At 63.2% G+C, this 14,346-nt stretch carries 3 protein-coding genes (1 of these 3 only partly in view); all 3 read left to right on the top strand.

Annotated elements, in window-relative coordinates; all coding sequences use genetic code 11:
• Tightly spaced (each overlapping or abutting the next), the 3 genes in view from PXH66_RS02450 to PXH66_RS02440 form a layout consistent with a single transcriptional unit that may run on beyond the window.
• A protein-coding gene (locus PXH66_RS02450; protein WP_330930238.1) for an amino acid adenylation domain-containing protein crosses the window boundary here: on the top strand, positions 1-665 show its 3' end. The gene continues 10,258 nt to the left of window position 1, outside the view; the window shows 665 of its 10,923 coding nt (coding positions 10,259-10,923); the start codon falls outside the window, past its left edge; it ends in the stop codon at positions 663-665.
• Positions 662-7,735 carry an SDR family NAD(P)-dependent oxidoreductase gene (locus PXH66_RS02445; RefSeq protein ID WP_330930237.1) on the top strand — a complete coding sequence of 2,358 codons (7,074 nt, stop codon included), beginning with the start codon at positions 662-664 and terminating at the stop codon, positions 7,733-7,735. The genes PXH66_RS02450 and PXH66_RS02445 overlap by 4 nt, the downstream gene beginning before the upstream one ends.
• Positions 7,732-14,346 carry an amino acid adenylation domain-containing protein gene (locus PXH66_RS02440; protein WP_330930236.1) on the top strand — a complete coding sequence of 2,205 codons (6,615 nt, stop codon included), beginning with the start codon at positions 7,732-7,734 and terminating at the stop codon, positions 14,344-14,346. Before PXH66_RS02445 ends, PXH66_RS02440 begins: the two co-directional genes overlap by 4 nt.

The raw sequence follows: 14,346 nt of genomic DNA, 5'->3' as shown, positions 1-14,346 counted from the left end.
GCGGATTCCGCATCGAACTCGGTGAAATCGAATCCGCCCTTACCGCCCATGCTGACCTCACCGGAGCCGTGGTCATCGCCCGCCCGGACTCCGTGGATGCCGTTCGCCTCCTGGCCTATTTCACACGGGCCGCCGATGCCGCCATCCCGACGGCGGCCGAGCTGCGGGAGCACCTCCGCTCCCGCCTCCCCGACTACATGGTGCCGAGCACCTTCGTGCCCCTGGATACCTTTCCCCTGACGGCCAACGGTAAGGTCGACCGCACCGCCTTACCGGAACCGACCAGCCCCATCCCCGCATCACTCACGGAAGAAAACGGTGAATTCGTCGACGAACTCGAAGCCACCATTGGCGGACTCTGGGCCACCGCTTTGGGCACCGATACGATCGGTCGCCAGGACAACTTCTTCGATCTCGGCGGCCACTCACTATTAATTGTGCAGGTCCACAAACAACTGCGGACCGCGTTGCAAAGAGAGTTCCCGGTTACCCTGATGTTCAAGCATGCCAGCGTGATTTCCCTGGCCGCCGCGCTGCGCGAGCCATCGCCGGTCGCCGGCCCCAACGGCGCGTCTCCTACCACTGCTACTACGTCCGCTCGTGAGCGCGCCCAACGGCAGCAGGCCGCCCGCCAGCGTCGCCGATCCGGAGGCCCTTCCCAATGAGCACACCTCCCGACGAACTCCCTGACGCCATCGCGGTCATCGGCCTCGCGGTTCGATTCCCCGGAGCCAACAGCGTGGAAGCATTCTGGGACAATCTGCGCGCCGGTCGCGAGTCATTGACCGCGCTGTCCGACGACGCTTTGCGCGCCGCCGGGGTGGACCCGGCCATGATTGCCAATCCCGCCTATGTGCGGTCCAACGGCGTGTTGGCGGACGCCGATCAGTTTGACGCCGCCTTTTTTGGCATGACCCCACGCGAGGCCGCGCTGACCGACCCGCAACACCGCGTATTTTTGGAACTGGCTTGGACTGCCCTGGAAAGAGCCGGCTATGATTCCACCCGCGTCTCTGGTCCCGTGGGCGTCTTTGCCGGCGCCGGCATGAGCACATACCTGTTGCGCAATTTGTTGCCCAATCGCGACGTCGTTGAATCCGCGGGGGAGATGGCTCTGTTGCTGGGCAACAACAAGGACTTCGTGCCGACCCGCACGTCCTACAAACTCGATTTGCGCGGACCGAGCATCAACGTCAACACGGCCTGTTCGACGTCGCTTGTCGCCACTCACCTCGCCTGCCAGAGCCTCTTGGATCATCACTGCGACATGGCGCTGGCCGGCGGTGTTTCCGTGCAAGTGCCCCAGGAACAGGGCTACCTCTACACCGAAGGCGGCATTGGTTCCTCCGACGGGCACTGCCGCGCCTTTGATACCGATGCGAGCGGCACTGTCAGCGGCAACGGCTGTGGCATCGTCGTGCTACGGCGTTTGGCCGACGCGATCGCCGACGGCGACCCGATCCACGCCGTGATCCGCGGTTCCGCCGTCAACAACGATGGGGCCGACAAAGCCGGATTCACGGCTCCCAGTATCACAGGGCAAAGTCAGGTCATCGCCGAGGCCCAGGCGGTCGCCGAGGTTGATCCCACCGAGATTTCCTACGTCGAAGCCCACGGCACGGGCACTCCCCTCGGCGACCCCATCGAGGTCGCCGCTTTGTGCGAAGCCTTCGAAGGAGTCCCGACCGGAGCCTGCGCCCTGGGTTCGGTAAAAACCAATTTCGGACACCTCGATGAGGCGGCGGGATTGGCGGGCCTCGCCAAGACCATTCTCGCTCTGCAACACCGCGAACTGCCTGCCAGCCTGCATTTCTCGACCCCCAATTCTCGTATCGATTTCCCCAATACTCCGTTTCGCGTCAACGCGAGTCTCGGCCCGTGGACGGTCCCGGCCGGCCGCCGCCGGATTGCCGGAGTCAGTTCGTTTGGCATCGGTGGGACCAATGCTCACGTGGTGGTGGCGGAGGCGCCGGAGCCATCCCCTTCGAGTCCCGCCCGCGGCGCGCAATTGCTCGTGCTGTCCGCCACCACCGCGACCGCCCTGGATCGCGCCCGGGAAAACCTGGCGGTCTGGCTGGAGGACAACTCCTCCGTCAATCTGGCTGATGTGGCCTACACGCTGGCGCAAGGTCGGCGCGCATTCACCCACCGCACCGCCATCACAGCCCATGGCTCGGCGGAAGCGGTCCGTCAGCTCCGCGCCGCCCAGCCCCAGACAGCCTCCTCGGCCCCTCCCCCCCAGGTTTGGATATTCTCCGGCCAAGGTTCTCCCTACGTCGGCATGCTCGCGGGCCTCTATGCCGCCGAACCGGTGGTGCGCGACACCATCGACCAATGCGCTGACTTGCTCCGCGAACCACTGGGATGCGATCTCCGCGAGATCCTGACTCCGGACGCTCCGCTCGCCGCCGAACGACTGCGCGACACCGCGCTGGCCCAGCCGATCGTGTTCGTCGCCGACTACGCGCTCGCACAACTCTGGTTGAGCCGGGGTGGCGAACCCGCCGTCATGATCGGGCACAGTTTGGGCGAGTATGTGGCGGCATGCGTGGCGGGGGTCTTTACTTTGGAGGATGCCTTAAAACTCGTGACGGCTCGCGGGGCGTTGATGGCGGCGCAATCGGCGGGCGCCATGCTCGCGGTCGGACTTTCGGCCGAGGCCGCCATGGACCAGGCCCGGGACCAGGCCCGGGACCAGGCGGTGGATCTTGCAGCGGTCAACGCGCCCGATTCCTGCGTTCTGTCAGGTGCAACCGAAACCATCGATCGGCTCGCCTCCTCCTTCACCGCCCAAGGCGTCGCCACCACCCGACTGGATACGTCGCACGCCTTTCATTCCGCGATGATGGAGCCGATGCTGACAACGTTCGCGGCGCGGGTGAGAACAGTCACTTTGCATCCCCCGCAGCGCCGCATCATTTCGGGCGTCACCGGTCAGGATATGACGGCTGCCGACGCCATCGACCCCGCCTACTGGACGCGTCATGTGCGCGAGCCCGTGCGATTCGCGGCGGCGGTTAACACCGCCGCCACGTCGACGCGCCATCCACTCTGGCTCGAGGTCGGCCCCGGCCGCGGTCTCGCCTCGATGGTGAAGCGTTGCCTCAAATCCGTTGACTCCACCCGCGTGCTCACGTCGACGCGGCACGCGGCTGAAACCACGGACGATTACACGCATTTGCTCTCCACGTTGGGGTCGATGTGGTGCGCCGGGGCCCAAGTAAACTGGCCGGCGTGGTTTTCCGATCAATCCCGCCAACGTTTGGTTCTGCCGACCTATCCGTTCGAACGCGAACGCCACTGGATCGAAGCTCCCGCTAAAACGAGTGCGACGACTGATTTCCATCTGGCGCGCATGACGGGGACCCTGGAAGCGCTTGAAACCAAATTACGCGCTGATCCAGCCTTGGTGGCCCACCCCGCCTACCCCGCCTTTTCCGCCGCCGTGACCCCGTGGTGCGCGGCGCAGGTTTTCCGCTACATCAGTTCCGCATTGCCGCCGCTGACCTTGGGGCAATCGACCACGCGCACCGAAATCGCCCGAGCCCTGCGGATCGCACCTGCGTTTGAGAAGTGCCTGGACTTTCTGCTCAACCTGCTGGTGAGCGAAGGCTATCTCGATCGTCTCGCCGACGAAGCTCTACGCTGGCAGCGGATCGCGGCCGATCCCGTTTCGAGCGACGACCTGCGCACCCGATTTCCGGAGTTTCAGGGCATCGTGCGATTGGTCGAACACTGCACCGCCCACTATGCTGAAGCACTCAGCGGGGACGTGCCCGCGATCACGGTGCTCTATCCGGAAGGAAGCGCCGAATTGCTCGAATCGACGGCGAGCGAAAACGCACCGCACACCGACAAACGGGTTTATCTGCAACTGCTGCGTCACGCGATCGAAGGAAAGTTGGCCACCCAACCTCCCGGCAAACCGCTCCGCATTTTGGAAGTAGGCATCGGCGACGGTTTGCTCGCTGGTGAACTGGCACCAGCGCTCAAGGATCGCGGCGTCGACTACGTGGCGACGGACTTGAGCCGGGCGTTCGTGGCCAAAGCCGAGCGCAAGGCCACCGCCGCCGGATTGGATTTCCTGTCCTTCGCCGTGCTCGACATCTCTCGCGACCCGGTGGCGCAAGGTTTCAACGCCGGTGAATTTGATTTCATCGTGGGACTCGATGTGGTGCACGCCACGCCCCGCCTCCGGGAAACCCTGAGACAGCTGCGCACATTGCTCGCCCCTGGCGGGTGTTTCGGCATCGTGGAAAAGGTCCGCAGTGAATGTTGGGTCGATCTGGTATGGGGTTTGGCCGAGGGCTGGTGGTATTTCGCCGATACGGAGATTCGTCCCCTCACTCCCCTTTTATCCGCGGCGGGTTGGGAAAGCGTGCTACGTGGTTTCGATTTTGAGTCGATCGCGGTGTTCCCCCGCACGAAGGAGGCCCGCACCACGACCGACTACGCCCTGCTGTTGGCGGAGAACCCGACGACTCCCCCGGTCGACGTTTCGAATTGGTTTTATGCCGTCGAAACTCAGCGCCGAACGGCGGTAACCTCGACCAACGCAACCCATGCGTGCGACGGGGCGGACGGGTTGCCCGCGCTGATCGCTCTCGCCCGGCAGTTGGGGGCGGACGGCACCGATCAAACGCTCGAACTGCGCACCGATGAATCGCCCGAACAACTGATGCTATTGGGCGCCCTGCGCACCATCCGCCGGGAGTATCCGCAAATCACCACCCGCCATGTATTGGCTGCGGGGGAAGCGTTATCGACGACCGTGCGGCCGGTGCAGCCGGATACCAACAGCGGTTTCGTGCGCCGAGCGGGCGGGGTTTACCTGATCACCGGAGGGTTCGGTTCCATGGGCCGGGTTTTCGCCCGCGAACTCGTGCGCGAACTCCAAGCCCATGTCATCCTGCTCGGTCGCCACATTGACGGTCCGGAGCAGGTGGCATTCGTCGCCGAATTGGAATCTCTCGGCGGCACCGTGCTCGCTCGCACCGGAGATGTAACCGATCTCGCTGCACTGGAAAACGTGGTCGACGCAGTCCGCACGCAGTTCGGTCCCATTCGGGGCGTGATTCACACCGCCGGGGTCTACGGTCAGGGTTTGATACGAGGCCGTCACGCCGACGACATCGCCACCACCCTCGCGCCCAAGGTGACCGGCACGCGCAACCTCGCTCGAGTTTTCGCGCACGAATCGCTCGATTTCTTCATCCTTTGTTCGTCACTCGCCAGCGTCGCCCCCGAGCCCGGACAGGTGGATTACGCAACCGCGAACGCATTTTTGGACGCGTTCGCGCTTGAGCACTATCAGAAAACCGGAACCCCCACCTTGTCGATCGGTTGGGGCGTTTGGCAGGAGCTCGGCATGATGGACCATGACGCACTGCCTCGAGTCCAAAAGGACGCCGTGCGCACCGAGATTCTGTCCCACGGCTGGAACCGTATTGGTGCCTCGTTGTGGCGTCACGTGCTGGAGTGCGGAGCGCCTCATCGTCACCTGCTCATCTCGCCCACGCCAGTGGAGCTACCCACCACTCCGCTACACCCTTTATTCAAATCACGCCACGAGGACGAAGCCGGTCGGGTGTGTTTCAACGTTCGTCTCGACCCCGCTCAACATTGGGTGGTGGATGAACACCGGCTTGACGGCCTCGCGCTCCTGCCGGGCACCGGGTTCCTCGAATTGGCGCGAGCGGCGTTCATGGAACAGACCGGAGCGACGGCCGTAGAGCTGAGCGAAGTCTATTTTCTGTCGCCCCTGACATGGGCGGACAACCAACCCCGCGAAGTGCAGGTGGTGCTGCACGGCACGTCCTTCATCGTGCTGAGCCGCCTCGCCGATGATGCCTGGATGGAACACACGCGCGGCGATATCCGCGTCGCGAATACGCCCGCTGCCACCGCCATTAAGTTTCCGATGGATAAATTCGTGGCCGAGCCGCCCACGGCGGAAGCCGTGCGCTTCGGCCCCCGCTGGCACTGCCTGAAAAGCGTGGCCTTTGACGACACCGGCGCCGGAGTGGCTGAGATCGCGCTTCCGGAGGCCTACGTCTCCGATCTGCCGGACTACGCCCTTCATCCCGCACTGTTCGACATGGCCATCGGGTTCATCACGCTGCGACACGGTTTGCCCGACAGTCTGCCGTTTTGCTACCGCCGCCTCGTCGTGCATCGTCCGCTGCCGGTCCGCTTCCGCAGCGAAGTGCGCGTCGTCACGCGCACCGACGACGGTTTGGAACTCGCCGCCACGTTGTGGGACGAACAAGACCACCTGCTCGTCGAGGTCGAGGGGTATCGTCTGCGACGCCGGGCCGAACCGGCCAAAGCCACCCCGGCCGATCAAGCCCGATTGGTGATTCGACCGGGCAGCTCCGCTGCACCATGGAACGTCGTGCCCGCGCACCGCGTGCCCCCCGGAAACGGCGAGGTCGAAATCGAAATCGCCGCGGCCGGACTCAACTTCATTGAGGTGTTATACGCCAACGGCATGTTGCCGACGACGCCGGAACTGGAGCACCGCTTCGGTCTCGAATGCGCGGGTCGCGTGGTTCGGGTGGGCGCGCAAGTGGCAGGGGTTGCGGTCGGCGATGAAGTGATCGCCTACGCCAACGGTTGTTTCGCCAGCTACGTCACGGTTCCGACAGGCGCGATCAGCCCCCGTCCGTCCGGGCTGAGTCCGGCCGCCGCCGTCACGTTGCCCGGAGCCTATGCCACCGCCCACTACGCTCTCGTCACCCAAGGGCGACTCCGCCGCGGTGAAAAGGTGTTGATCCACGCGGCGGCGGGCGGCGTGGGTTTGGCGGCCGTGCACATCGCGCGGCATCTCGGAGCCGAGGTTTTCGCCACCGCCGGGTCCGACGCGAAACGGAATTTTCTGCGCGATCTCGGGGTGGTTCACGTCATGGATTCTCGCTCACTCGCGTTTGCCGCCGAAGTGCAACAATTAACGGACGGACGCGGCGTCGACGTGGTGCTCAATTCCCTCGGCGGCGACTTCCTGCGGGCCAGCTTGGACCTCGTGGCCCCGCGCGGGCGCTTTATCGAACTCGGCAAACGCGATCTACTCGGCGGCAGCTCGCTCGACCTCGCGCCCTTTGCGCGCATCATTTCCTTCATCGTCATCGATGTAGGGCCGGACCTGCCCGAGTTTGAAACAATTTGGCACGAGGTCTGTGCCCACTTTGCCGACGGAACGTATCCAGCTTTACCGCACAAAACGTTTCCGCTGGCAGACGCCGCGCCGGCCTTCGACTATATGGCTCGGGCGCGTCATATTGGCAAAGTCGTGCTGCTGCCCGGCGATCCCGCCGCCTTGTTGGCCGCCGCGCGAGAGCTCCCTCCCGCCGGACGATCGCGGGCCGCGATTCTCGGCCTGCCCGAGGTATCGTCTCCAAAGGAAGTTTCCCCTCCCGCCCGGGTCATGCCCGTCGCACCGGATGCGAGCCATTCAACCACTCCGACGAATGATATCGAGCGCACCATCGCGGCGATTTGGGAAGAGTTGCTCGGCGTCAAACCCGTGGGAATCGACGACGATTTTTTCGCGCTGCGGGGAGACTCCCTGCTTGCCGCTCAGGTCATGGCGCGCATCCAGTCTGCTTTGGCCGTCAAACTCCCACTGAGTAGTATTTTTGACCGTCCCACCGTGAGCGGTCTCGCCGCCCGGGTGCAGTCCCTTCGCCGCAACGTCCCCGACTCGTTGGCCGACGACGAGGAGGAAGGTGATTTATGAGCGAGGCCATCGCATCACTACTCGCCCGTCTCAGGGCAGTCGGCATCCAGCTCCGCGTCGAAGACCAGGATAAATTGCGCTACCGGGCACCCAAAGGGGTCCTGACTCCAGAGCTCGCGGCAGAAATCAAGCGTCATCGCGCCGCTTTGATCGAACGTTTGCAAACCGCCGCTGTTGGTTTGAACGCCCCGATTCCCCGACTAGCCGATGCCCCGCACTACGCGCTGTCCCAGGCGCAATGGCGCCTTTGGGTCATCATGCAGATGCAACGCGACTCGACCGCTTACAACGTGCCCTTACATCTGGTCTTTCACGGCACCTTGGACGGTCCGCGGGTCGAGCGCGTGTTCGCCGCCATCGTCGCCCGCCATGAAGCACTGCGCACCAACTTCATCTGCATCGACGGAGAACCTCGTCAGATAATTCATCCATCCATCGAAGTTTTGGTGCCGCTGACCGATGTTTCCGGTCAATCCGATCCAGAATCGGCCGCCCGTGATCGGGCCCGACAACAGACGGCGGCGCCCTTCGACCTGGAGCGAGAGACACTCTTTCGCCTCGAACTGGTAAAGCTCGCGGCGGATCGGCACGTGTTGTTGCTCACCCTGCACCACATCGTGGTCGACGGCACCAGTTTTGGAATTCTGCTGCGAGAATTCGGCGAACTTTACTCGGCCTTCACCGCGGGGGCGCCATCTCCACTGGCTCCTTTACCCCTGCACTACCGGGATTTCGCGGCCTGGCAGAACGAACGACTGCACGATCCCGCATTGGTCCCTCAAAGCGCTTTTTGGCGACGTCAACTCGGAGGCGATATTCCGGTATTGGACCTGCCGGCGGACTTCCCTCGTCCGGCTACCCTGACTCATCGGGGGCGGGAATTGACGTTTGAATTTGGGGCGGCCACCACCGAGGGATTGCTGGAATACTGTCGGCGCGGCGGAGCCACCCCGTTCATGGGATTGGTCGCGGTAGTGAAACTCCTGTTACACCGCTACACGGGGCAGACGGATCTGATCGTCGGCAGCCCCATGGCCGGTCGCACCCACCCTGATCTGGCCGATCAAGTGGGATTCTACATCAATACTCTGGCCCTGCGCACCACCGTGCAACCGGACGCCGACGTCGCCACCCTGCTCGCCAACGTGCGGGACACGGTCACTGCGGCATTTGATCACCAGGATTACCCCTTCGATTTTCTCGTGAACGAACTCGATCTCCCGCGGGATCAAAGCCGTTCGCCGTTGTTCGATGTGATGGTCACCCTGCAAAATCAGGACGAGACCGGTGCGGCGATGGAGGGAATTCAGGTGAGCTCCTTCCTGGAGCCGTCGACGACCAGTAAGGTAGATATCACATTCTATTTCAAGGTGGTCGGCGGTCGCCTGAAGGGCGCCATAGAATACAACGCCGACATCTACGCTCCTGATCGGATCGATCGCATGGCCGAACATTTTCGCATGCTCGTCGAAGCGCTGCCGACCGCTGGCACCCGGCCGATCGCGCAAATCAATCTCTTGCCCCCGGCGGAACGCGATCGCGTGCTGCATGAATTCAATCCCACGACCCCGCGGCCATCCGGTTCGGGCACGTTGATTACGCGATTCGAACAACAAGTGCGCCATTCGCCGGACGCGACCGCGTTAACGTGGCCAGGGGGGGACAACGTCACCTACGCTGAACTCAACCATCGCGCCAATCAAGTGGCTCGCGAGCTTACTCTGGCCGGCGTAGTTCGCGAAACTCCCGTCGCGCTTTACCTGGACCGTTCCATCGAGTTGCTCGTGGGGCTGGTGGGCATTCTCAAGGCAGGCGGCGCCTATCTCCCGGTTGATCCCGTTTATCCTCCGGAGCGGATCGCGTTCATGCTTAGCGATGCGCAGGTGCCAGTCATTCTAACCCATTCCTCCCTGCAGTCCTCGTTACCCCAAAACGCGGCCCGGGTTCTCATTGTCGACGAACTGGATTATACCGGCAAGGTATCGACAAATCCTGATGCGGTGGCGAAGGCCGGTGACGCCGCCTACATCATCTACACTTCCGGATCCACTGGCACGCCCAAGGGTTGCATCGTCCCGCATCGGCAAGCGGTGCGACTGTTCGATGCGACCGACCCTTGGTTTCATTTCGATGCCACCGATGTTTGGACCCTGTTCCATTCGCACGCCTTCGATTTTTCGGTGTGGGAGATTTGGGGTGCCCTGCTCCACGGCGGACGGCTGGTGCTGGTGCCGCACCTGACGAGCCGTGATCCCCACGCGTTCCTCGAACTCCTGGCGTCCGAACGCGTCACCATCCTCAATCAAACGCCCTCGGCATTCCGACAGCTGGCCACCGCCGAAGTCGCCACCAAGGAGCCAGCGGCCCTCGCGTTGCGCACCGTGATTTTCGGCGGCGAAGCCCTCGACATCGGCAGTCTGCGCAGTTGGTGGGAACGGCACGGCGACACGAGTCCGCAGCTGGTCAACATGTATGGCATCACCGAGACCACGGTGCACGTGACCTACCGCCCGCTTTCCCGTGCCGACTTGCACGCTGCCCACCGCAGCGTGATCGGCCAGGCCATTCCCGATCTAACGCTGTATGTGCTCGACCCCTACGGCGAACCGGCGCCGATCGGCGTGACTGGCGAAATCCATGTCGGTGGCGCCGGCGTCGCGCGCGGTTATCTCAACCGAGCTGAACTTACCGCAGCGCGCTTCGTTCCGGATCCGTTTGCGAACGAACCGGGGGCCCGTCTGTATAAATCCGGCGACCTAGCGCGTTGGTTACCCGAGGGCGAATTGGAATATCTCGGACGAGCCGATCATCAGGTTAAAGTGCGCGGGTTCCGCATCGAACTTGGTGAGATCGAAGCAGCACTGACCGCCCACCCCGCGGTGTCCGGAGCATTGGTCATCGCCCAAACCGACGCCGCCGCGGACGCGCGATTGGCCGCCTATTTCACAACGGTAAGCCCCGCGGAATCACCGACCACCACCGCATTGCGCGAGCACCTCCGACGGCGGTTGCCGGACTACATGGTCCCTCCCGTTTTGGTGGTGCTCGATGCCTTCCCGCTTACTCCCCACGGTAAGATCGACCGCCGGGCCCTGCCGGATCCAGCCAATGAAACAGCGGCCCCGAGCAAGGATCGCATCGCCCCGCGCACGCCGACCGAGACCGCCCTCGCGAAAATTTGGAGCGAGATCCTCGCCATTGAGCAAATCGGAGTAACCGACTCCTTTTTCGATTTGGGCGGCCACAGCCTGAAGGCGGTGCGCATCATCGCTCGTATCCGACGGGAAATCGGTCACGGGCTTTCCATTGCGGATCTCTTCGCCCAACCGACGATCGAGGCCCTCGCGGCCCAGCTCGATCAAACCGGCGTGATGGACAATCCGGCAGTCGCCATCACCGCCGAATTCTCGGGCCTTTCCCCCGCTCAACGTCGGCTTTGGATCATCGAACAGATGCGTCCGGGCACGGCAGCCTTTAACATCGCGGAAGCCTGGCAATGCCACGGAGCACTGGATGCCGCGAAATTCCAGACTGCGATCAACGCCATCGTTGCCCGACACGAGTCCTTGCGCACCGTATTCGAAGGCACGCAAGACGCGGTCAACGCCATCGTGCGACCGGCGGAAAAGTTCGCCGTCGAGTCCCGGGACTTTTCGGCGCGGTCCGATGCCGCCGCCGCCGCCGCGCAATGTCTGGCGACTATCGCGTCCGAACCGTTTGCGTTGGCGACGGGACCACTTTTTCGCGCCATCACGCTGCGGATAAATTCCGATCACCACCTCGTCATGTTGGTGATGCATCACATTATCAGCGACGGTTGGTCGATGGAACTGATCATGCGGGAAATTGCGGCGCTCTACAACGAAGGCCTCTCCGCGTTAGACACGTTACCTCCCGTCACTCCTTACCGGCACTATGCGGCCACTCAGGTCCGGGAGTTGACCGGCGCCTCCGGCCATCGAGGCAAACAGTTTTGGCATCAAACGCTCACCGGCGAACGGGAAACACTCGCCCTACCGACTGACTTTGCACGTCCCGCCGTGATGGGGGCGCGGGGCAAATCCGTCGCGATTCATTTTCCAAACTCCACCTTTGCCCATCTGCAATCGATCGCCCGAACCGCGGAATGCACCGTGTTCATGGCGATCGTGGCCTTGATCAAAACTCTGCTGTATCGCTACACCGGTCAGAGCGACCTCAGTGTCGGAACCCCCGTGGCCGGTCGCGACCGGGCGGAGTGGGAGCACACGGTGGGATTTTTCATCAACACGGTCGTATTGCGCGATCGGATCGATCCCGACGCCGACACCTCTGCGCTGTTGCGCCAGATACGGCAGACGACGCTAGGCGCCTTCGCCCACCAAGCCTACCCGTTCGACCAGTTGGTGGACGATCTGCAACTGGAACGTGATCTCAGCCGCCATCCTTTGTTTGACGTCGCGGTGCAATACGTGCCGCACGATACGCCGGAACCCGAGTTGAAAGGACTCCGGGTAAGCCCGCAGGTTCACGATCAAATTCCACTGAAGTGCGATCTGAGTTTCGACTTCAGTGAAGACAATAGCGGACTGGTTTGCGGTCTGACCTATAATCCGGAGCTGTTCAGCTCCGACCGCATGGAACGCATGGGAAGTCATTTGCGCACGTTGGCCGCCGCCATGTTTTCCGCCCCGGACACGCCCCTCGCGGCTCTCCCAATCATGGAGCCGACGGAGGATCAGCAAGTCCGGCAGACCTTCGCTCACGGCGAAACCCTCCCCCCTGCGACCGAAAGCCTGCCCGCTTGGTTTGCGACCACGGCCAAAACCCACCGCGACCGGGCGGCGGTGATTTCGCCCGACCAAGAGCTGACCTATGCAGAGCTGAACACTCGGGTCGAGCTACTCGCCACGCGGCTGCGAGCCGGCGGAGTGCAGGACGGCGATGTCGTGGGTGTGATGGTCGAACGCGGCCCCGCCCTGCCGGTCAGTATGTTGGCGGTCATGCGAGCCGGGGGCATCTACCTGCCGCTCGATCCCGTGCTCCCGCCAAGTCGTATCGAATTTCTCACGACGGATGGACGTGTAAAACTGATCATCACGGAAGCACGCTTGGTGGATCGTTGCCCGTCCCATCTGCCGCGCCTGGACTGGAGCGAGGCCAAGGAGGATTCAGTGATCGAATCGACCCTGGCATTCCCTCGTCCGACGGATCGAGCCTACCTGATCTACACCTCCGGATCCACCGGCCAGCCCAAGGGCGTGGTGGTCAGCCACGGGGCCTACGCGAATACCGCCCGCAACCAACTTAATCAGTTGGGTCTCGGTCCCGAAGATCGCACGCTACAGTTCGCCAATTGTTCATTCGATGCCTCGGTGTTCGAGATCCTCGGCACCCTCCTGACCGGAGCCGCGCTGATCTTCGCTCCGGTCGAGATTCTGGCTGACCCGCATCAGCTGCCTGAGTTTCTGCGCGAAAACAGAGTTACGTTCGCCGTGCTACCTCCATCGTTGGTGCGCACGTTCGATCGCGCACCGCTGCCGCTGCGAATTTTACTCACGGCCGGTGAACCAGCCAACTCCGCCGACGCCCGCCACTACGCCGGTGATCTCACCTACATTAATGCCTACGGACCCACCGAAGCCGCAGTGTGCAGCACCATGGAGTTTGTGGAGTCGAACGCCGACTTGGATTCCCCAACGGGCGTGCCCATCGGGATACCTTTGGCCGGCACGGAACTCTATGTGCTCGACGCCCGTTTGCAACCGGTGCCCATCGGCGTGGACGGAGAGATCTATGTGGCGGGACAGGGGCTGGCCGAGGGTTATTGGCACCGACCCGATCTCACCGCCCAGGCGTTCGTGCCCCATCCCTTTGCCGACAACGCCACCGCCCGCATCTACCGCACGGGCGACATCGGGCGATGGTTGCCAAACGGCCGCATCGCCTTCCTTGGGCGGCGGGACAACCAGATCAAACTGCGGGGGCATCGCATCGAAACCGGGGAGATCGAACACGCCCTGATCGCCGCCCCCCCCATTCATGAAGCGCTGGTGCTGCTCCGCCGCGATCGACCCGAATATCCCCGATTGACCGCTTACCTGCGGCGCGCCCCCGCCGCCATCATCGATATCGATTCGATTCGAGCGCTCCTCGCGTCTCAACTTCCCGGATACATGATCCCGGACGCCTTCGTGGTGCTGGACTCCTGGCCCCAGACTCCGGCGGGCAAGATCGATCGCCGCGCCCTGCCCGCGCCGGACCTGACATCGACCGCCACGGAATTTGTCGCGCCGCGTGACGACGTGGAACGACTGCTCGCCGGGATTTTCGGCGAGGTGTTGCAGCTTGATCGCGTCGGTATCCATGACCGTTTCTTCCAGCACGGGGGGAATTCGCTGCTGGCCCTGCGGGCCGTGACCCGCATTCGCGACGCATTACGGGTGGAACTACCCGTCACCCTGTTTTTCTCCCACGCCACCGTGGCAAAACTCGGAGAAGCCCTGCGGGCCGAACCGCAGGCTGGGGCACAAATTAATCGCGTTGCGGCTGCCCGGGCCAAACTCGCCGCCATGACCCCCGCCCAGAAAAAAGCACTGCTCGCCGCCCGACAGGCCGCCTCCACTTCTTGA

Origin of the sequence: Synoicihabitans lomoniglobus, assembly GCF_029023725.1 — a bacterium.
In the GTDB taxonomy this organism is placed as follows: domain Bacteria; phylum Verrucomicrobiota; class Verrucomicrobiia; order Opitutales; family Opitutaceae; genus Actomonas; species Actomonas lomonigloba.
The sequence above is the reverse complement of the archived record's forward strand: the minus strand, read 5'-3'. Positions and strand labels throughout refer to the sequence as shown.